Here is a 19,816-nt window from a genome sequence, read left to right on the forward strand (position 1 = left end):
GGGGAGGCGGGTGTCTTTAAAGTTTCCCGACTAGCCCAGCTTTGCCTTGAGCAATTTGCTCACATCGCCCATATCTGCCCGACCCTGGACCTGGGGCTTGATCAGCGCCATGGCTTTACCCATGTCACGCGCCCCGGTAACGCCTGCATCGGCGATGGCCTTGGCAATGATCTGATCAAGTTCTTCTGTGCTGAGGGCTGCGGGTAAAAATACCGCGATTTCGGTGATCTCGTAGGCTTCCTGGGCGGCAAGTTCATCGCGACCGGCATTGCGGTATTGCTGTTCGGAGTCGCGGCGTTGCTTGACCATCTTGTCGAGCAGGGCCAGGGCGCGGGTATCATCCACCTCGATGCGCTCATCGACCTCGATACGCTTGAACTCGGCCATAACCAAACGCAAAACAGCAACGCGCTCCTTTTCCCGGGAGCGCATTGCTGTTTTCAAGGCATCATTTATGCGGTCTTTCAGCGATGTATTGCTCATAGCGACTGTCATATAAAGCTGGTTTCCCAGCGGGGTGGACAAGTGTTACAAGTTAACTCGCAGGGTGTGCAGGGCAAGAGTCACTGCAAACCTTACCAGCCTTTAATCAGTACAGGCGGGTAAACTTTTTGGATTCGCGTTGAACCTTTTTGGCATGACGCTTAACCGCTGCAGCAGCTTCACGCTTGCGTACAGTGGTGGGCTTTTCGTAGCACTCGCGCGCGCGTACATCCGCCAGGATGCCCGCTTTTTCACAGGCGCGCTTGAAGCGGCGCAGGGCTACGTCAAAGGGTTCGTTTTCTTTAATTTTTACTGAAGGCATGAGATTACCTGTTCAATACAAAGTGATTAATAACCAAATGATGTCTTGCGGCCTTGCCGTCGGCGGCAGGCGGCTTCCAAGGGGTGCGGATTCTATACCCTTACGCCAGCGGCCGCAACCTTGGTTCGGGTGTTGGCGGTTAGGACTTATAGCCCTCTGCCGGGTGAGCCTATATCATAGGCGCCCCTCCAGGCCCAGATTAGAGACAGCGTTATGCGTGTATTGGGGTTAGAAACCTCCTGTGATGAAACCGGTGTTGCTGTCTATGACAGCGCGCAGGGCCTTTTGGCGCACCGCCTCTATAGCCAGGTAAAGTTGCATGCAGAATACGGCGGTGTTGTACCGGAACTGGCCTCGCGTGACCATGTTCGTAAACTCCTGCCCCTCATCGATGAAGTGATGGCCGCGAGTGGATCAACCGCCGCCGATATTGACGCCATTGCCTATACCGCTGGCCCGGGTTTGATTGGTGCCTTAATGGTGGGGGCCGCCTTTGGCCGCTCCCTTGCCTATGCCTGGGGGATTCCTGCGGTGGGTGTCCATCATATGGAAGGGCACTTGCTGGCCCCTATGCTGGAGGCGGTACCTCCCGAATTTCCCTTTGTGGCACTGCTGGTGTCCGGTGGCCATACCCAATTGGTCAAGGTGATGGCCATTGGCGATTATGAATTGTTGGGTGAGTCTATCGATGACGCAGCGGGAGAGGCTTTTGATAAGGCTGCCAAAATGCTCGACCTGGATTATCCCGGCGGCCCCCAGATCGCCAGGTTGGCAGAGCAGGGCGTACACGGGCGTTTTAAGTTTCCCCGCCCGATGGTAGATCGCCCCGGTTTGGCGTTCAGCTTCAGCGGATTAAAAACGGCGACCCTGACGGCGGTAAATGCCCACAAACAGGCCAATGGTTTGCCGGATGACCAGACCTGTGCCGATATCGCCTGCGCCTTCCAGGAGGCAGTGGTAGATACCCTGGTGATTAAATGCCGCCGTGCACTTGAACAGACCGGAATGAAAACCCTGGTGATAGCCGGTGGTGTATCTGCCAACAAAAAGCTGCGCGCCGATTTAGAGGTGGAGCTTGCCAGGATAGGTGCCAGGGTTTTCTACGCCCGCCATGAATTTTGTACCGACAACGGCGCCATGATTGCCTATGCCGGTTGCCAGCGCTTGTTGGCTGGCCAGCAAGAAGGGCTGGCTATTCATGTAAAAGCGCGCTGGCCACTTAACTCCCTGTCGTCACTGTAAGAGATTGGTTATGGATATTGTGTACATCCGCGATTTGCGCATCGATACCATCATTGGTATTTACGATTGGGAGCGGGAGGTTCGCCAGACGGTGAGCATCGACCTGGAAATGGCCACCGATATTCGCCAGGCAGCCGCAACTGACGATATCCAATATGCCTTGAATTACAAAGCCGTCTCCAAGCGATTGATCAGCTATGTGGAAAACCGCAATGCGCTGTTGGTTGAAACCCTGGCAGAAGAGTTGGCTGCATTGATCCGCGAGGAGTTCCAGGTGCCCTGGCTGCGTCTGCGCCTGAGTAAACCGGGGGCTGTACGCGGTTCACGCGATGTGGGCCTGATCATTGAACGCGGCACCAAACCAGCACAGGCGAGCAGTGAATGACAGCTATTTATTTAAGCCTGGGCAGCAATGTTGATCGCCATCTGCATATTCGTGCGGCGCTGGATGCCCTGGCGGAACTCTTGGGCGACCTGTGTATTTCATCGGTTTATGAAAGTAAATCGGTAGGGTTTGATGGCAGTAATTTTTTTAATCTGGTTGTTGGGGCAGAAACAACACTGGCGATTGCTGAACTGAGCGAGCGCTTGAAAAAAATCGAAGACGACAATGGCCGTAAACGCAATGGGCCTAAATTCAGTCCGCGAACCCTGGATATTGATATTCTCACTTACGGTGATTTTGTTGGCAGTGAGGCTGGCGTAGCGCTGCCGCGGGCAGAGATCATCCAAAATGCGTTTGTACTTTGGCCCCTGGCCGAAATTGCGCCTGAAACCAGGCACCCCTTGCTGCAACAAACCTACGCCAATTTGTGGGCTGGGTTTGATCGGTCATCGCAATTACTGTGGCCGATTGATTTTGACTGGCAAGGGAAGGTTATCTCCCGGCGAGTATCCTGAACCCCGGGTTATATTGGCCATCCGACGTTTATGATAATGGTTGCATCACTGCAACCATTTTTTATAGGCAATCCAGCCGAATCCACCGGCAATCACCAGCATCGCCCCCAATGCATAAAAATAACCATAGTGGGCGCGCAATTCCGGCATGTTTTCAAAGTTCATGCCGTAAATACCGGCGATAAACGTCAGTGGCACAAACACGGCGGTAATCACGGTGAGGACACGCATGGTGTTATTGAGCTGGTGCGAGCTGAGTGACAGATAGCCATTAATCAGGTCGCCGCAGATTTCGTAGTACATGGTACACAGGCCATGCAGGCGCTCGCAGCGCTCATACACATCCTGCAGTGCATGTTCTATATCGCCATCTTCTTCAATCAAGCGCTCGGGAATATCCATGCGCAGATTGCTGATCATGCGTTCGTGGTAACTGAAGACGCGTTTTAATTTGCGCAAGCGCGATTGATAGGCAATCAACTCGCGCATGATGTCATCATTGGCCTGCTCTTGCATAATGTCTTCAAGCTCATTCAGGCGCGGCTCAAACGCCAGTATCGCCTCCAGGTAGCGGCCAACAGAAAAACGCATGATCCGTGTGGCCAGCAGGCCGGGGCTGATGAGCAGGTTTTCCTGCCGCGCATGTTCCCAATAGTGGTTGATGCCGCGCGAAGCGCGCGGATGACAACTGATCAGGCAGCGCTCGCCGGCAAACAGGGCAATCGTCATTTGCTCAACGGTGAGGTCCGGGTTGAACTCGGTAAAACCGCGATACAGCATCAGGGTGAAATTATCAAAGTTTTCGGTTTTGGGCGGATGGCGGAAACGTTGCACATCCTCAATGGCCAAGGGATGGCAGCCGAGGGAAAGCAGCCATTTATATTCCGATGCATGGTCTTCCCCCTGGATGTCGATCCAGATAAAGCTGTCCGGCTGCTGACGCCACAGATCAATGAGTTCGGTATGTCCACTTTGCCATTCGCTATTGCCGGTTAACAGTTGTGCGCGAATCATCCCTTGTCTCTCGTATTCAGATAGTTAATGACCGTCCGCCATCCACGGCCAGGATCTGGCCTGTAATATAAGGAGCTTCCTGTGCGAGGAAGAGAATGGCGCGCGCAATATCACTGGCCTGGCCGCGCTCTTGCAGGGGAGTCCTGGTGAGCAGGTTGGATTTTATATCGTCACTGATTGCCTCCTGTTCCGGCCAGAGTATGGCGCCTGGTGCAATGCCGTTGACGCGGACATGCGGCGCCAATTCCTTGGCCAGGGTCTTGGTCAGCATTACATTGCCTGCTTTGGCAATGCAGTAAACGCTGTGGTTTTGCAGTGGTCGCTCGGCATAAATATCGGCGATATTGATGATTGCACCTTGACTCTCACGCAGCTTCTCCGCCAGTGATTGCGCCAGGAAAAAAGGCGCTTTGAGATTGCTGTCGAGCAAGTCGTCCCAGGTCGCTTCATCGACCTGCCCAAGTGGCGTGGGATAAAAGCTGGACGCATTATTCACCAACAAATCCAGGCGCTGCCACGCGTGGATACTGGTGTGGGCCAATTGCTGCAACGCTTCCTGGTTACCCAGGTGCGCCTGTACTGCAAGCGCGGAATCGGGGCGCAGCTGGTTGAGCTGTTGAACCAGTTCGTCTGCCGCCGCTGCAGATTGGTGATAGTGGACAATCAGGTTATAGCCAGCATTGTGGAGATGCCGCGCAATTTCGGCGCCAATACGTTTTGCAGCGCCGGTAACCAGTGCGACAGGTGCTGATGTTGTGGTCATGCGTTAATGTCCCCCGCTGTTGTTACTTCTGGTCTGTTTTAAATGTTTGTAATTGTTTCAATCGCTCCTGGTGAATGGCATCCCCCAGGGCTTTACCGTTTAACCCCTGGGTAAGGAATTGCTTGCTGGTCACGGACAGGCAACGCTGCAGGGCCTGGCGCACATAATCGGCCTGCGGGTAAGCGCGCGCTTCCAGGCCGGTGCGGCCACGCGCATCGGCCTCACAGCAGAGCAGGAACTGCTCAACCCGCTCCGGGCGGCGAAAACCGTCCAACGCTTGCAGGGTTTTTAACAGGGTAGCAGCTGTCAGCTCAAGTGCACGGTGGCAATGGGTGTGATATTCCGCAACCAGTAAAGACAGTTCCTTATATTCTTTCGGGGCCGCTATGCGATCACACAATTGTTTGATCAGCGGCAGGCTGCGAATTTCATGGGCAATATGGCGGGGCCATTTCTCTGGCGGTGTCGCGCCCTTACCCAGGTCGTGCATTAGGGTCGCAAAGCGAACCAGGGGTAATGGGCTGAGGCGAGCAGCCTGTTGCAGGCTCAGGAGGGTGTGGATACCTGTGTCGATTTCCGGATGATGTACTGCGGTTTGGGGAATGCCAAAGAGTGCATCGACTTCGGGCATCAGGCGCCCCAGGGCGCCACAATCGCGCAATACCTGAATAAAGATGTGCGGCCAGGGTTCTGCCAGGGCGCGTTCGGTTTCTTTCCAGATGCGCTCTGCGACAAGGTGATCTGCCTCACCGTTACACACCATGCTGCGCATCAGTGCCAGGGTTTCCTCTGCCAGGGTGAAGCCTAGTCCATGATAGCGGGCGGCAAAACGCGCGACGCGCAGTATCCGCACCGGGTCTTCTGCAAACGCGGGGGACACATGGCGCAACAGGCGCTGCTGCAGATCGGATTGGCCACCATAAGGATCTATGATGTTTCCTACATCATCTTCTGCCATTGCATTAATGGTCAGGTCGCGGCGAATAAGATCCTCTTCAAGCGCGACATTCTCGCCGCAATAAAAACTGAAGCCGCCATAACCATGGCCGGTTTTGCGCTCGGTTCTGGCCAGTGCATATTCTTCTTTTGTCTGCGGGTGGATAAATACCGGAAAGTCTTTGCCCACCGGCAGGAAGCCCGCGGCTTCCATGGCAGCTGGACTGCTGCCAATCACGACCCAATCCCGTTCATGCACCGGGCGACCCAGTAATTTATCGCGGACAGCGCCGCCGACCAGATAGGTTTTCATGTAAGTAGGTTCCGCAAAAATTGCCCGGAGTATAACAGTCCATACGGGTTGGTTAAGGCAATGAAAAAATTGCAAAAAAACGCTTGTGGCCATGGGCGAATTAAATTAGAGTCGCTCAGGTCAAACAAACCTTTATATGCTTATAGCGATTTATTATGTATCAAGTCTATACCGTCAAGCCAATGCATTTCCTGCGATCCATTAATTGGGTCGTGGTTTGTGTGCGTTGTTGCCTGGCGGGTATTGGTTGATTGACGGAAATTTCGAATTCAAACAAAGGCCGCAGCATAAAACACTGCGGCCTTTTTCGTTGTTGGGTGTCAGTGTTTTGGTTGCGGCGATCCACATAATGCCTTGTGCGCAGGGCTACAAGGAGTTTTGCCGTGACGACGTTTTTCGCGTATTTCACTGTGGTTCTCATTTGGGCCACAACCCCCCTTGCTATCCAGTGGAGCGGCGACAGCCTGAGCTTTATGGCCGCTGTGATAGCGCGCATGTCTATTGCCCTGGCATTAGCACTGCTTATCCATGCGGTGTGGCGGCACCGGTTATATTTCGCGCGCGATAATGCCGCCATTTATTTTGCAGCATCCATCGGTATTTTTCCCAATATGCCGGTGGTGTACTGGGCGGCACAATTTATTCCCTCCGGGCTGGTCGCGGTTATTTTTGCCATGTCTCCGTTTGCGACCGGGTTGCTCAGTATGCTGTTGTTGCGCCATAACCCGTTTACACCAAAACGCGTCTTGGCGTTGCTGTTAGCTGTCAGCGGCCTGGTGATTATTTTCTGGCATCAAATCCGGTTTGATCGCGCATCCATCTATGGCATTGGTGGAATTCTATTGTCTTGCTTTTTATTTAGTTTCAGCAGTGTGTGGGTAAAAAAACTCAGTAGCCATTTGTCAGTGCCAATTGGTGCTTTCCAACAGGCCACAGGAGCGCTTTTATTTTCATTGCCGGGGCTTTTATTGTTTTGGTGGGTAATGGATTTTGGTGTCGCTGATGTCGGCCTGCCTGTAACCATCTCGGTAAAATCTGCCTGTGCAGTTTTATATTTGGCACTGATCGGTTCGCTGTTGGGTTCGATGTTGTTTTTCCTGATTTTGCAGCGGTTAAGTGCCAGCATCGTTTCACTCATCACCCTGATTACTCCGGTGCTGGCAATATTGATTGGGCGCTGGATTGCTAATGAAGTATTGACGCTAGAAACATTGGTGGGGGTTGCGGTAGTCCTGTTGGCATTGCTGCTCTATATTCCCTGGTCACTCATGTCTGTCGTGCGGCATGGACGTTGTTGGCTTTCCGCCTGCTTTTTCAGGCGGCTTGCCAAGGGGGCATTAAGCGACAGTCATCATCCTGAAACTGGCCTGGAGGCAATCAGGGATGACATGATTCGCTACAAATGATTCATTTTGGTGCGTTTTGAGGGGCTATTTTGGTCGTGGTTGTATTGTTTTGGTGCGGGCAGTTTCAAAGCCTTGAGTATGCCATCTTGTATTCAACATTTAATGTGTTGATTTTACTGAGAAAAACAAAATTGGCGTGGGAACTGCAATACAGGGGCAGGCTAGGACGATTTATCAAATAGCTGCCTCAACCAAGTACTAATTACCATGAAAACTAGAGGATGAACTCATGAAAATGAAACAAAAACTGATCGCTGGTGCAATCGCTCTCTCTGCAATGGCTGGCTTTGCGGTTCCTGCGGCCCACGCTGAAGTGGCTGCTACAGTTGGCATAGCCAATATGTACTACTGGCGTGGATATGATTTGGGAGGTGGCGCGGCGCTGACTGGAGATATTAATTACAGCAGCAGTGGTTTCTTTGTTGGTGCCTGGACTTCATCAGGTGATGAAGCTCTTGGTACTGAATATGACTTATATGCAGGTTATGCTGGCAGTGTAGGTGACTTTACTTATGGCTTGAGTGTGGTTTCCTATAATTACCCATCTTTGGGTGGTACCGAGAAAATCGCTCCCGGTGATTATGTTGAAGTTATTCCAACCATTGGTTATGGCCCAGTCACCCTGACTTACTATGATGCAGTTGCTGCTGAAGTTGCACCGCTGGATAACAAAGATTACTCATATGCAACTCTTGCGGTTGAGTTTGACAAGTTGACTATTAAATACGGCCAGCATATGGATGATGGCAGCACCACTTCTTCCCACTTGGATATCACTTATGCATACAACGATAACCTGAGTTTCACTATCGGTTCTCTGATTGATGATGGCGATGATCCAGAAGCTGATGATGTTACTTTTGTTGTTGGTTTGACTTTGCCGCTTGGTAAGTAATTGTCGTTAGCTTTTTGACGATATATAATAAAACGCCCCAGCTTTGTCTGGGGTGTTTTATTTTTGAGTGTTATTCATCTGGGAGGATGGTCAGTGTTTAAGAAATATTTTTTTATTGCTCTTCTTTTTTCTGTCAATAGTGTTGCGTTTGAATACAACCAAAAAATGATTGAGTATCAGGGAGGGATTATTTCTCAGTTGAACAACTGTGGAGTTACCTATAATAAAGATGGAGTATTTTCTCGCGGCTTGTACGGAGTTACTTCGAATATTTCATCCTTAGAGAATGATGTCGTTGATTTTAAGAAGATGAATAATGGTGTGGTTTCTGTTTTGAGCGATGGGCAGATTTATTTTAGTCCCAATGGTCGTTCAATTGATGGTGGTAATGAGAGTGTACTTGTCGGCAAAGTCCCTCTGGATGCTCCATGTCAAGGAGGGTATGCATGCTATATTTTGCCTGATGCCACTATTTTAGGTATGGATGTTCAGAATGCTTATATAGCTGTATTAACAAGCAAAAAATTATTTATCTATAACTTTGTAGATGTTGGTCCAACATATAGTGTGAATTTTGATTTCTCATATACAGTTATGACCGGGTGGAGAAACTCTACAACTATTAAGCCTGTATTTATTTCATCGGTAGATTATAACGGCGGTATTTTCTATGTCCAATTTTCAAATGGAGATATAAAGTATGCAAATTCTCTGGGCGAACTTGCGTCAACAGGCAAGTTGACGTTACTGCAAGCTGCTGCCCCACTAATTGGTCAAATAACTCCATATAAGACTGGCGTCGCTACGCTTCTTAAAGATTCAAGAGTTATCTATGCACCGGATATCAAAAAGCCTGTAACCGGTAATCTTTTATATGACGGAAGAACACAAAAGAAGGTGTCTAGCATAATGGGCTATGGTGGTTATGGCTCTAGTTCTATATTTGTGAATTTTCTTGATGGATATACTACCTATAGTCCATATGGCACGGATCTGTTGGGTGGTGGTGAAACCGTCGAGGTGATGAAGCCAATAGATCTGAGTGCTGTTAGAAGCAAGTTGGTATCTCAGTTTGAACCAATAAAACAGCAGCAGATAAATTCGTATGGACATATCGTTGTAAAAACAGAAATGGGTGTAAAAATCCTTAATAAAGGTGACTCTATAGAGTTTTCTGGCTCATGGGCTGTTGGATATAACGGTTCTAATGTTATTGCTGCCAATGCAGTTGATTTTTCTGGCAAACCAGTTGCCGTTAGAGTTTTTGATAAGGGATGGGATGGTATTGAGTATAAGTGGCGTGGTCGTGGTGAACAGCTAGGAACTATAATTCATTCTCATGATTTTGATCAGGTTGGGAAATCAGAAATTAAGCTTACCAGCCATAAGGGGTGCGCAATTGTTGCTGGTGTTTCACAGGTAGGTGAGTTTCCAAACCCGTTTAAAAAGAACATCAATATTGAACCTAAGTATTTTTATTCTGAAGTGACAGGGCCTGGAGTTCCCACCAGTGGAAACTCTTTCTTTATGAACTTGCTTGGTGTGGGGAAGGATCTTTTCTTTGGTGATTATGGCTGGAATATATGGACTTTCTGGACTTCAGGTGGTGAGGCCTTTGGTCCAATGATGCAGTATATCCAGTACAACAATAATTTTGACTTTGGAATGACTTTTGACCGTTATTCAAGAGCTTTGGCTAGAAAGTATTTGCCTGGCTATCAATCGGGTACGGATGAAGTTCAAATTTCTACGAATTACATTATTAGGCATAAAACAGGTGGATATTGTTTACATCCAAGAGGTGGGCAAGCTAATCCTGCTGTAGGTACTCCACTTATCTTTCATCCTCACTGCAATCCATTTGAAGAGCGTCTTTTATTTACATTATTACCCAATGGTAGTTTGAAACATGTATCGAGTGGTATGTGTGTACATCCTGAGGGGGGAACTGCATCCAGTGGTCGCAGGTTGGTTTTGTGGAATTCGTGCTCTGATGGGGTATCGCAGGATAATGCAGGGAACAAGCGTTTAGCTTTTGGGTTTAATGATAATGGCAGCTTTTCACATAAGAGTTCTGGATTATGTGTCCACCCATCGGGTGGTTCTGCGAATCCGGCAGAGGGTACAGAACTGGTATTGTGGTCTGGTTGCAATGAGGAACGTTTAAAATATCGTCGTTATTAAGCATTGTTGTCATCATTAAATAGGAGCTTTAGCTCATTCAGGTTCGTGAATGATTGCCAATGTAGTTGATAGCCTCATTCACGAGCTTTTAGTATCCGTACAGTTGTAGAAGGGAAGGAATAATTAGATGTGTAAGCTTGGGTTTGTATCCAGAATATTTTTTATCGTCTTTTGCTTAATGGCTCATATATCTGTTTTGGCTGATGACTCTTTCCTTTCTCTGGGCGTTGGGCATTCATATGGTGGGGCAGGTGTTAAATATTCTCACACTTTGGGCGAAGGGCACATATACGGTGGTTTGGGAGTCTTGGCTTACTCAAGTGATACAGGTGCTCATAGCGGTTATGCTTTGGGATACGAATATCCAGTGATATCTGAGCGTCAGTTGTGGGGAGTTTTTTGGGGCAAGGTGGCCGCTACTCTTTCGGAGACAGGGAGTAACGATTACGTCGGTGGAGGCATTACCTATTCTTACTATTGGGGGGATGTCCAGGGTAATTCATGGATATTGGGCGGCAGTTTGGCTTATGGGAAGCGGGATATTCCATCTTGGGTGCAGGATCCATCTCAATACGATAATGACAAATTTAATGCTTTAATTATGTTTGGTTATCAGTTTTAAATAGTGACACTAAGAGCAGGCATCAGCCTGCTTTTTTATTATTAATTGTTTATTAAGTAATAATTATATGATTTAATAATGACTCCATAAATTCCCGCTATACTGCCGCCTCTTTTGAGGTTCGTCATATCCAAGGAATCCTGTCCATGAGTTCACGTCTTTCCACATCGGCGCCGCGTATCCTGGTGACCGGTGGTGCCGGTTATATCGGCAGTCATGTGTGTGTTGAGTTAATTAATTCAGGCTATCTGCCGGTTGTGGTTGATAATTTGTGCAACTCCAAAGCCGAGTCACTTAAGCGTGTGGCGCGGATTACCGGGGTTGAGCCGGTGTTTTATGCCGTGGATATCAACGATAAGGCAGCCATGGGCGAAGTTTTTGCGACCCATCAGATAGAAGCGGTGATGCACTTTGCCGGCCTGAAGGCCGTTGGGGAATCCAACCAGATCCCGATGAAGTATTACCGTTACAACGTGGCCGGAACCCTGTCCTTAACTGAAGTGATGGAAGCGTTTTCGGTGTGGAAGCTGATCTTCAGTTCTTCCGCTACCGTGTATGGCGATCCGGTTTCGGTGCCGATTGATGAAAGCTTTGCAACTTCGGCGACCAATCCCTATGGCCGCAGCAAGTTGATGGTGGAAGAAATCCTGCACGACATTGCCAGGGCACCCAATAGCCAGTGGAATTTTACCCTGCTGCGCTATTTCAACCCGGTCGGTGCCCACGAGTCAGGGTTGATTGGTGAGGACCCGGCCGGGATTCCCAATAACCTGCTGCCTTATGTGGCCCAGGTGGCGATTGGCAAACTCAGGGAGTTGAGTGTCTTTGGCAATGACTACCCCACCATTGATGGCACCGGGGTGCGCGATTATATCCACGTTGTCGACCTGGCGCGCGGCCATGTGGCTGCCTTGCAGGGGCTGGATAAGTCCGGTACCGGCTGTCGCTCCTACAACCTGGGAACCGGTTGTGGTTATTCTGTACTGCAAATGGTGAAGGCCTTTGAGGATGCCAGCGGTCGTCCTGTGCCTTATAAAGTGGTGGCGCGCCGCCCGGGCGACATTGCCAGTTGCTATGCCAACGCTGACAAGGCCAAGGCTGAATTGGGCTGGCAGGCCGAGTATGGGCTGGAGCGCATGATGGTTGATACCTGGCGCTGGCAATCGCAAAATCCCCATGGCTACGAAGTTTGAGTCAAGTGTGTAAACCTGTGCGTCAGGTTCGTAAAAGTTGAAATACCCAAACAGGCCGCTTGCGATGACTCGTGGCGGCCTGATTCCTATCGGGAATGTGAAGTTGTTAGCGCTTTTGCATCCCACTTTTGTTATCCATAACTGGCAATCCACCGATTTTTCCCTTCTGTAAAAAGTGAGAGGCTGACACTGCCCTCCGTTTGCCATGCTCTTTGGGCTATCCCCAGTGGCTGGCAATGATTTCAATAACAACCCTTTGATCAACCCGAGTCTGGTCGTGTTTTCCCCCGCCAATGTCTTTGCGCAATCCGGCGGCGGCTATTCATCCATCCTGAATCTTGTCGATACGGAAATAACGCTCCATCAGGCTCGCATTTGCAGTGTTAGCGGAGGCTTTATGCAATCCAAACCCGACACCCGGCTGGCCCGGGCTTTGTTAGTGGTATGTCTATCCTTACCCCTGATGCTTCTCTCTGGTGTGAGCCAGGCGCAAACCAATGTGGCAGTAAACAAACCGGTGGCTGCCAGTTCGGCACTCCAGCCGGCCGGCAATGCGGTGGATGGTAATGCCGCCAGCCGCTGGGAATCGACCCATGGGGAAACGCCATCCTGGATCAGTGTGGACCTGGGCGCTGTCTATTCATTGAGCCGTACCGAGATCGATTGGGAGGCGGCGAATGCGGCCAACTACGAAGTCCAGGGATCGCTCGATGGCAGCCAGTGGACCCGCCTGGCGATAGAGGTTGGTGGCAGTTTTGGTAATCGCACCGACCAACATGTGCTGGCCGGTAACTATCGTTTCCTGCGTATTTACTGCACCCAGCGCAGCAGTGGAAATTTATGGGGCTATTCGATATTTGAGTGGCGTGTGCAGGGCTCACTGCTCGCCAGCAGCGCCTCATCGGCGTTGGCATTGCCCTTACCCGTCGCCCAGGTGACGGCCAGTAGCCAATTGCAACCGGCGGCCAATGCCCTGGACAATAATCCCGCTACCCGTTGGGAGACAAATCACGGCGCTGGCCCAGCGTGGATTGCGGTAGATCTGGGTGCAGCACACAGTCTGACCCGTGCTGTAATTGATTGGGAGGCTGCCAATGCGGCGGATTACCAACTGCAGGGTTCGCAAGACAATAGCCAGTGGGTGAATCTGACAACCCGCACTGGGGCTGCCTTTGGCAATCGCACCGATACCCTGGACATCAGCGGCAGCTACCGCTATTTGCGCATTTATGCCACACAGCGGAGTGCGGGTAATAGCTGGGGCTATTCGATTTTTGAATGGAAAATTTACGGTTCCGCGATCAGCGCATCCAGCAGCTCTCGCTCAAGCCAGGTATCTTCCTCAGCGATTTCCTCTTCCCTGGTGAGCTCTTCGCGCTCCTCCCAGTCGTCATCGCGCTCCAGCTCATCGGTGGTCAGCAGCCAGCCGACAGCATTGCAATATCAACCCTTGTTTGCCACCCAGTTCCCGGCTGGCGAAGCGCGCAACTGGCGCATTGAGCCGGATGGCACCATCGTTACCTATGGCAGTGGTCGCGCCCGCTCGCGCCATGAGGCAGAAGATATTTTCTATACCTTCCCGGCGTTCTATCACGAGCATCGCACCTTCCATTTTGAAATCCATGACCATACACCCAAAGGTGAATCGCGGGTGGATATCTACTACGAGCCGGAGTATGCCAATTTCAATGATATTGGTTGTCGCAAAAGCCTGTTTAATCCCTACCGCTCGTATTTTGGCGACAACGGTGGCTTCACCCGTATTCGCGCTGCCGACGCCGCCACGGGTAAGGGTGAACGCTGGCATTGTGTTGGCACGCGTTTTGTTCCTACGGAACGCGAAGGACTGACCCGTTTACGTGCAGGGGATTTTTACGATTTTGAATTCCAGCAATGGCTGGGCTTTACCGAGACAGACCCGCGTGTCAGTGCCCAGCGTGTCTATTACACCGATACCTTCCGCATCAAGTTGGGCAGTCCGGGTTTGTATATCGTTAACAACGATGCGTTAAACGGAAAGCTGGCGAGTGGTGGCAGCGCAACTGCGGCACCGGTGCGTGCTTATGTCGGCGTAGCCCAGGCCGATGTGATCAGTACCACCGGTACTCTGGTTGATTCCGGTTCCCAAGGATACATGGCTATCCGCTCGCCACAGGCGATTGCCAAGGGCTATCAAATCCCGGGTTATCAGGTAAACACACCCGCGAATAATGCGACCGTGACGTATCGCCATAACGGCCAGACCTATACCGATCAGGTGTTGGATTATGCTCCCGGCGCTGCCAGCCCGTTTATTGTGGATCGTGCCAGTTACGACTGGACCAGCTTCTTCCGCGAAGCGCTGAATATCCGCTGGGAAACCCACAACCAATTCCTCAACGGCCGCCGTATTTTCCACACGGATTTTGTCAACGGCAGTCATTTTGAGCCTGGCAATCCCGACTTTCCGGCCCTGGCCAACCTGGCGACGGGGTTAACCATCAATAGTTCCTGTGTGGGTTGCCATATCAATAATGGTCGCGGCCCGGCCCCCGTGGCGGGTAATTTGGGCAATACCCTGGCGGTGAAAGTCAGCTCTGGCCAGTTGGATGCGCTGGGCAATCCGGCTCCCCATGGGTATTTTGGCAAGGTGCTGCAACCCCGGTCGCGCGCCGGCAGCGTTCCGGCAGAGGGTAACTTGCAGTTGAGCTATACCAGCGTGTCCGGTACTTACAATGATGGCTCACGCTATGAGTTGCAGGCTCCCCAATACCAGCCCCACATCCAGGATACCCAGGGCGGAACGCTGGATTTCTTCTCGGCGCGCATGCCGCAAACCATTGTGGGCCTGGGTTTGTTAGAAGCGGTGCCCGAAGCGCAATTGCTGGCGCGTCATGATCCCCAGGATGCGGATGGTGACGGGATTTCCGGTCGCGCAGCTCTGGTCAGGGATATGCGCACCGGTGAAAGTCGTATCGGTCGCTTTGGCTGGAAGGCTTCTGTCGCCAGCCTGGAAGAATTTACGGCAGATGCCTTGCACGAAGATATTGGTGTGGGAACCAGTATTCTGCCGGGCTCCGCCTGCGGACAAGTGCAAACTGCCTGCCGGGCCAACAGCAATAATGCCGTTGAGTTGAATGATGAGCGCCTGAAATTACTGACAGTTTACATGCAGGCCCTGGGAGCTCCGGCACGCCGTGCCGAGACGGTTAACAACGCCGATGTGCAACGCGGTGAACAGCGCTTCCGCGATTTTGGCTGCGCAGCTTGCCATACGCCGGAACTGACGACCGATCATGCCCACCCCTTGGCGGAACTGCGTGGCCAAACTATCCGACCTTACACCGACCTGCTCTTGCATGATATGGGTGAAGGACTGGCGGATCGCCTCAGCCAGGATGCAGCAACCAATCGCGAATGGCGTACACCGCCACTGTGGGGTTTGGGTTTAACACAGGCCGTAAATGGACATACCCGTTTGTTGCACGATGGCCGTGCACGCAATATCGAAGAGGCCATTTTGTGGCATGGCGGTGAAGCGGCCGCGAGCCAGGCCGCTTTCCGCGCGGCCACAGCGGCCCAGCGCAATGACCTGGTTAAATTCCTGGAGTCTTTATAAGGGATTTAAGTAGGGCCTTGTCGCGAGTAGGTACCTAAAAAAACACCCGCCGGAAAATTACGGCGGGTGTTTTTTTTAGGGGTAATGCTTTAAACCAGTTCTTTATCTGTGGCAAACGACAAGGCAAAGGATTTGGGGCCAACGTTTATTGCGCCGGTAATACTCATCATCGACAACATGGTTTTAATCCCCTGCTGTTTGCAAAACTCGCGAAACGCCAGCAGTACGGGCTCATCCTTGATTTCCTCCAATAATCCTCCGTAGCTCATGGTAATGACATCGCTGGTCAGCCCCTGCTGGATTTGCTTCTTAACATGGGCGAACAGTTTTTCCATGGCGCCCCAGAATCCCTTACCGGTGTCAATTTTGTCAGTATTGCCGCGATGCAGCTGTACGATAGGACGCAGGTTAAAAGCGCTTGCCAACTGGAAATTAATCCAGGAAATATTGTTATCGCCTTTGCGCAAATGGCGGCGCTCGCGCATATAGGACAGATCGTTGGGAATCAGATAGCCATACACTTGGTCGCGCATAGTGTCGATCTCGCGAGTAGCGCGATTGATCGGCTGCTGGCCCAGGTGGACGCGCTTCACCAGTTCGTATACGAGCAGGGCGTGGCCGGTAAACATCGACATGCTGTCACACAGCCGGATGCGGAAGGGAACGCGCCCCCACTGCTGTCCCATAGTTTGTAGATAAAAGAAAAGCCTGTTTTCCAAGTTGATACAATGTAAGTGCGACCAAACATTGGTAAAACAAAGGAAAACAGGCTTTGTCACATTCTAACACCGCATTTCATCAACTACTCAAACCTTTATCGAGACATGAATTTGAAGCGGAAGCTAAAAAGCATCATGTCGGCCAAAAATTGCGCTCGGCCACCCGCTGGGATCAATTTGTCGGCATGGCCATGTCGCAGCTCTCTGGCCGCCAAAGCTTGCGTGATATTCAATCCAATCTCGAAGCACAGCAGCATAAACTTTATCATCTCGGTGCCAAGCCAATAGCCCGTTCAACGTTGGCACGAATCAACGAAGTACAGCCCGCCGAACTCTACAAACACGTATTTGCTCGTCTGCTTCACCGCTGTAAATCCATGCAGGGCAAACACAAATTCCAGTTTAAAAATCCGCTGTACTCCCTTGATGCCAGCGCGATTGATTTATCGCTGTCGGTATTTCCCTGGGCGGCGCATCGAGATGACACAGCAAATGTAAAATTAAGTGTTGGTCTGAATCATGGCACCCAAGTGCCGGAGTTTGTCGCACTCAGTGATGGCCAGGAAAACGACATGATTGAGGGACGAAAATTTGATTTTCCCAAAGGCAGCATCGTTGCGTTTGATAAAGGCTACGTGGATTACCGCTGGTTTAAGTTATTGACAGATAAAGGAGTTTTCTTTGTAACCCGCTTGCGCGCCAAAGCCGTCTATCGCGTGGAAGAACGTCGCTATGCCGACAGCAGCAAAGGTATTATCAGTGATCAGGTCATTCAATTATCCAGCGCTCATGCGATCAAACGCGGCGCACCGAAGTTGCGTCGAATTGGCTATCGTGACGCAACAACCGGCAAATTCTATGAGTTTCTCACCAACAACTTTCAGCTGGCGGCGGCCACAATTGCAGCGATTTATAAGGATCGCTGGCAGGTGGAGTTGTTCTTCAAAGCGATCAAACAAAACCTGAAGATCAAAGCGTTTGTGGGCACTTCAAGAAATGCGGTGTTAACACAAATTTGGATTGCCATGATTACGTATCTATTGTTGGCATTTTCGCGTCACAGCACTAAAGCGGGATGGACAGTTCAACGGATCATGAGGGTAATTCAGTTAAATTTGTTTGAGCGTAGGAGTCTAAAAAGCATCCTGATACCGGACCCGCCGAATCATAAAAAAAGCGAGCCTCAAATGAGGCTCGCCTTATGAGTAGAACTATGGGACAGCAGTGAACGCGCCCCTGGTTTTTTTCCAATTCGCGGAATTTTGGCTCGTTGATCAGGGCGGCTTCCGAAACCCGTTTAAAGACCTCACTTTTTTTGCTGTTGATGGTAACGACTTGCACCAGGTCGTATTTGGGCAACAGGCGCTCCTTGAGGATTTTGGTGATGTCGTTAACCGACAGCGGATCGGATTGGGCAAGGCCATAGCGCTCGCGATTGTGGTGCTTATAGAACTGCAGCATGGCTTGTGGATCGCGGTAATCCAGGGCCTGGCCATCTTTGTGGTTGATATAGATGGGCAGCACTTCGATATTGTGTTGCTCGATAAAACGGGCCGGTAAGTCACAGGTGGAATCGACAGCAATGCAGGTTCTGGCGGACATGGCATTTTCTCCGAATCATTGATGAACCTCAGGGGAAATTACCCTTCGGGGGTTGCTCGCCCTGGTATATCCCTTTGGCGATATGTGACCAGTATCTGCCTGTGGGACGACTAAACCCAGTCGCCGGAATCGCTATGTGATGTAGGGGAGTTGATGCAGGTGATGTAAGACATGTCTCACAGCGGTGTGTGGTTTTTCGTGCAGCTGTGCGTTAAATGCGATGAAGCCAGGGCCTAGACCGGTAACAGCGGCAGGAAAACGCGGAAGCGGGCACCACCCAGGGAGGATTCGTCGATATCGATGCGGCCTTCGTAACTGCTGACAATTTCTGCCGCAACTGCCAGGCCTATACCCTGGCCGGGTTTGTTGGTATCCAGGCGTTGGCCGCGTTGCAGGATGCGCAGGCGCTCTTCCGGCGGTACACCCGGTCCGTCATCTTCAATGCAAATGCACAGGCAATCGCCGGCCAATTCCGAGGAGAGGTGCACTTGGCTGTGGCCATATTTAAACGCATTTTCGAGAATATTGCCGAGCAGCTCCATAATATCCTGCTCATCGCCGGCAACCACGGAACCGCCTGCCAGGTTGATACGAGGTTGTATGTGTTTATCGGCATATACCTTTTGTAAGGCGCTTAACAGCCGCTGGGCAATGGGCTCCAGGCGTGTGCGTCGGGTGGTGCCGGCCTGTTGGCTGGATACAGCGCGCTGCAGTTGGTAAGTCACCACCTGGCTCATGCGTGCGACCTGCTCGGCGGCGATTTGTTGCAATTCCCCGGCGGGCGTTTCCGGGCCCAGCTTGCTTTGCAAAACCGCCAGTGGGGTTTTCAAACTGTGTGCCAGGTCGGCGAGGCTGTTGCGATAGCGCTGGCGCAGCGACTGCTCGCGCACCAATACCTGGTTGAGGTTGTCGACCACCTTTTGCAATTCGCGCGGATGCTCCCCTTCGATGGTACTGGTATCGCCACTTTGCATGGCTTTGAGCGCGCGCGCCAGCTTGCCCAACGGGCGCAAGCCCCAGCGCAAAATCAAAATCTGCGAGAGCAGGAGGAATACGCCGGCAGCGCCCAGCCAGCGCCAAAGTTGGTTGCGGTAAGCGGACAATTCGGCTTCGTATTCGCTGGCAGAGAGCATGACAAGGAAGCGATAGGGGTGTGGCCGCCCGCGGTTATCTTCCCAGTAGACATCATAGTGGGCAGCAAAAAACGGTTTTTTCTGGAACAGGAGTGAACTGAATACCATTTGCCCCGGTTGGTCGGTTAGGTCGAGGTTGCTGTAATCCGGTGGCGATATCAGCGCGGCGGAATTGGAACTCCATTCCAGCTTGCGTTTGTCATTAAAGATGTAGGCATAAAGCCCGGAGTTGGGCTGCTCGAAGTCGGCTTCCCTGAGGGTAAGGGGCAAGCGCAACTCACTTTTGTTGCCGTTGCGGCTTTCGTGCAGTTCGGCCACGCTGAATAACAGGTTGATATGGCCGCGCAGGCGCGAGTGCACCGCCACTTCCAGGCTGTTGGAAAAGGCGCGGTCGAGAAAAAAACCGGTCAATCCCAGGAAGAGGGGCAACAGCAATGCAGACGCGAACAGGAGTCGCGCCGCAATGGAAGAAAATCTGGCGCGATCCAACC

At 51.4% G+C, this 19,816-nt stretch carries 18 protein-coding genes; 10 read left to right on the forward strand and 8 right to left on the reverse strand.

The genetic code is table 11. The annotated features are described in order from the left end of the window. Positions 1-30 precede the first annotated feature (30 nt). Positions 31-483, reverse strand: a complete 453-nt coding sequence (locus CJA_RS03740; RefSeq protein ID WP_041551023.1) for a GatB/YqeY domain-containing protein — start codon at positions 481-483, stop codon at positions 31-33. A gap of 106 nt (positions 484-589) precedes the next feature. Continuing rightward, on the reverse strand, positions 590-805 hold the full coding sequence (rpsU, locus tag CJA_RS03745) for a 30S ribosomal protein S21 (protein ID WP_012486429.1): 216 nt from the start codon (positions 803-805) through the stop codon (positions 590-592). A gap of 213 nt (positions 806-1,018) precedes the next feature. On the opposite strand from rpsU, the gene tsaD reads away from it, so the two are divergent. Genes tsaD through folK form a run of 3 tightly spaced genes read left to right on the forward strand, consistent with a single transcriptional unit; the run spans position 1,019 to position 2,947 of the window. Next, positions 1,019-2,047: a tRNA (adenosine(37)-N6)-threonylcarbamoyltransferase complex transferase subunit TsaD gene (gene tsaD, locus CJA_RS03750; RefSeq protein ID WP_012486430.1), complete on the forward strand. Its 1,029-nt coding sequence runs from the start codon at positions 1,019-1,021 to the stop codon at positions 2,045-2,047. Between the two features lie 10 nt (positions 2,048-2,057). Beyond that, entirely contained in the window at positions 2,058-2,432 is a 375-nt protein-coding gene (gene folB / locus CJA_RS03755; RefSeq protein WP_012486431.1) for a dihydroneopterin aldolase, read from the forward strand. After that, positions 2,429-2,947, forward strand: a complete 519-nt coding sequence (gene folK, locus CJA_RS03760) for a 2-amino-4-hydroxy-6-hydroxymethyldihydropteridine diphosphokinase (protein WP_012486432.1) — start codon at positions 2,429-2,431, stop codon at positions 2,945-2,947. The genes folB and folK overlap by 4 nt, the downstream gene beginning before the upstream one ends. A gap of 45 nt (positions 2,948-2,992) precedes the next feature. Here the strand turns inward: folK and CJA_RS03765 are convergent, their stop codons facing one another. The 3 genes from CJA_RS03765 to CJA_RS03775 are packed head-to-tail and all read right to left on the reverse strand — an operon-like array spanning position 2,993 to position 5,973. After that, positions 2,993-3,961, reverse strand: a complete 969-nt coding sequence (locus CJA_RS03765) for a magnesium transporter CorA family protein (RefSeq protein ID WP_012486433.1) — start codon at positions 3,959-3,961, stop codon at positions 2,993-2,995. Positions 3,962-3,977: 16 nt separating this feature from the next. Continuing rightward, on the reverse strand, positions 3,978-4,724 hold the full coding sequence (locus CJA_RS03770; protein ID WP_012486434.1) for a pteridine reductase: 747 nt from the start codon (positions 4,722-4,724) through the stop codon (positions 3,978-3,980). Positions 4,725-4,746: 22 nt separating this feature from the next. After that, positions 4,747-5,973: a multifunctional CCA addition/repair protein gene (locus CJA_RS03775; protein WP_041551025.1), complete on the reverse strand. Its 1,227-nt coding sequence runs from the start codon at positions 5,971-5,973 to the stop codon at positions 4,747-4,749. Positions 5,974-6,356: 383 nt separating this feature from the next. Here CJA_RS03775 and CJA_RS03780 point away from each other — a divergent pair, with 383 nt between their 5' ends. From CJA_RS03780 to CJA_RS03805, 6 genes are all read left to right on the forward strand, one after another. Beyond that, the gene (locus tag CJA_RS03780) at positions 6,357-7,379 is read left to right on the forward strand and encodes a DMT family transporter (RefSeq protein ID WP_012486436.1); all 1,023 of its coding nucleotides are present in this window, start codon (positions 6,357-6,359) and stop codon (positions 7,377-7,379) included. Positions 7,380-7,608: 229 nt separating this feature from the next. Further along, positions 7,609-8,274: a TorF family putative porin gene (locus tag CJA_RS03785; protein ID WP_012486437.1), complete on the forward strand. Its 666-nt coding sequence runs from the start codon at positions 7,609-7,611 to the stop codon at positions 8,272-8,274. A gap of 93 nt (positions 8,275-8,367) precedes the next feature. Further along, entirely contained in the window at positions 8,368-10,458 is a 2,091-nt protein-coding gene (locus tag CJA_RS03790; RefSeq protein WP_012486438.1) for a hypothetical protein, read from the forward strand. Positions 10,459-10,585: 127 nt separating this feature from the next. Continuing rightward, the gene (locus CJA_RS03795) at positions 10,586-11,080 is read left to right on the forward strand and encodes a hypothetical protein (RefSeq protein ID WP_041551027.1); all 495 of its coding nucleotides are present in this window, start codon (positions 10,586-10,588) and stop codon (positions 11,078-11,080) included. A 146-nt stretch (positions 11,081-11,226) separates the two neighbouring features. Next, a complete protein-coding gene (gene galE / locus CJA_RS03800; RefSeq protein ID WP_012486439.1) occupies positions 11,227-12,273 on the forward strand; it encodes a UDP-glucose 4-epimerase GalE in 1,047 nt (348 codons plus the stop codon). A 226-nt stretch (positions 12,274-12,499) separates the two neighbouring features. Further along, positions 12,500-15,871, forward strand: a complete 3,372-nt coding sequence (locus CJA_RS03805) for a di-heme oxidoredictase family protein (RefSeq protein ID WP_158304048.1) — start codon at positions 12,500-12,502, stop codon at positions 15,869-15,871. 89 nt (positions 15,872-15,960) lie between these two features. On the opposite strand, the gene CJA_RS03810 is transcribed toward CJA_RS03805, so the two are convergent. Then, positions 15,961-16,557: a DegV family protein gene (locus tag CJA_RS03810; protein WP_083766823.1), complete on the reverse strand. Its 597-nt coding sequence runs from the start codon at positions 16,555-16,557 to the stop codon at positions 15,961-15,963. An 86-nt stretch (positions 16,558-16,643) separates the two neighbouring features. On the opposite strand from CJA_RS03810, the gene CJA_RS03815 reads away from it, so the two are divergent. Then, positions 16,644-17,795, forward strand: a complete 1,152-nt coding sequence (locus CJA_RS03815; protein ID WP_012485938.1) for an IS4-like element ISCja2 family transposase — start codon at positions 16,644-16,646, stop codon at positions 17,793-17,795. On the opposite strand, the gene CJA_RS18960 is transcribed toward CJA_RS03815, so the two are convergent. Beyond that, positions 17,683-18,192: a DegV family protein gene (locus CJA_RS18960; RefSeq protein WP_238526819.1), complete on the reverse strand. Its 510-nt coding sequence runs from the start codon at positions 18,190-18,192 to the stop codon at positions 17,683-17,685. The genes CJA_RS03815 and CJA_RS18960 overlap by 113 nt on opposite strands. A gap of 233 nt (positions 18,193-18,425) precedes the next feature. Further along, positions 18,426-19,814, reverse strand: a complete 1,389-nt coding sequence (locus CJA_RS03825) for an ATP-binding protein (RefSeq protein WP_012486442.1) — start codon at positions 19,812-19,814, stop codon at positions 18,426-18,428. Positions 19,815-19,816 lie beyond the last annotated feature (2 nt).

Origin of the sequence: Cellvibrio japonicus Ueda107 (assembly GCF_000019225.1) — a bacterium.
GTDB classification, from domain to species: Bacteria; Pseudomonadota; Gammaproteobacteria; order Pseudomonadales; family Cellvibrionaceae; genus Cellvibrio; species Cellvibrio japonicus.

What these genes read in the sequence shown, in the direction of transcription:
- CJA_RS03740 (WP_041551023.1), bottom strand. Translation starts at nt 483, where the DNA reads ATGAGCAATACATCGCTGAAAGACCGCATAAATGATGCCTTGAAAACA.
- rpsU (WP_012486429.1), bottom strand. Translation starts at nt 805, where the DNA reads ATGCCTTCAGTAAAAATTAAAGAAAACGAACCCTTTGACGTAGCCCTG.
- tsaD (WP_012486430.1), top strand. Translation starts at nt 1,019, where the DNA reads ATGCGTGTATTGGGGTTAGAAACCTCCTGTGATGAAACCGGTGTTGCT.
- folB (WP_012486431.1), top strand. Translation starts at nt 2,058, where the DNA reads ATGGATATTGTGTACATCCGCGATTTGCGCATCGATACCATCATTGGT.
- folK (WP_012486432.1), top strand. Translation starts at nt 2,429, where the DNA reads ATGACAGCTATTTATTTAAGCCTGGGCAGCAATGTTGATCGCCATCTG.
- CJA_RS03765 (WP_012486433.1), bottom strand. Translation starts at nt 3,961, where the DNA reads ATGATTCGCGCACAACTGTTAACCGGCAATAGCGAATGGCAAAGTGGA.
- CJA_RS03770 (WP_012486434.1), bottom strand. Translation starts at nt 4,724, where the DNA reads ATGACCACAACATCAGCACCTGTCGCACTGGTTACCGGCGCTGCAAAA.
- CJA_RS03775 (WP_041551025.1), bottom strand. Translation starts at nt 5,973, where the DNA reads ATGAAAACCTATCTGGTCGGCGGCGCTGTCCGCGATAAATTACTGGGT.
- CJA_RS03785 (WP_012486437.1), top strand. Translation starts at nt 7,609, where the DNA reads ATGAAAATGAAACAAAAACTGATCGCTGGTGCAATCGCTCTCTCTGCA.
- CJA_RS03795 (WP_041551027.1), top strand. Translation starts at nt 10,586, where the DNA reads ATGTGTAAGCTTGGGTTTGTATCCAGAATATTTTTTATCGTCTTTTGC.
- galE (WP_012486439.1), top strand. Translation starts at nt 11,227, where the DNA reads ATGAGTTCACGTCTTTCCACATCGGCGCCGCGTATCCTGGTGACCGGT.
- CJA_RS03810 (WP_083766823.1), bottom strand. Translation starts at nt 16,557, where the DNA reads ATGGGACAGCAGTGGGGGCGCGTTCCCTTCCGCATCCGGCTGTGTGAC.
- CJA_RS18960 (WP_238526819.1), bottom strand. Translation starts at nt 18,192, where the DNA reads ATGTCCGCCAGAACCTGCATTGCTGTCGATTCCACCTGTGACTTACCG.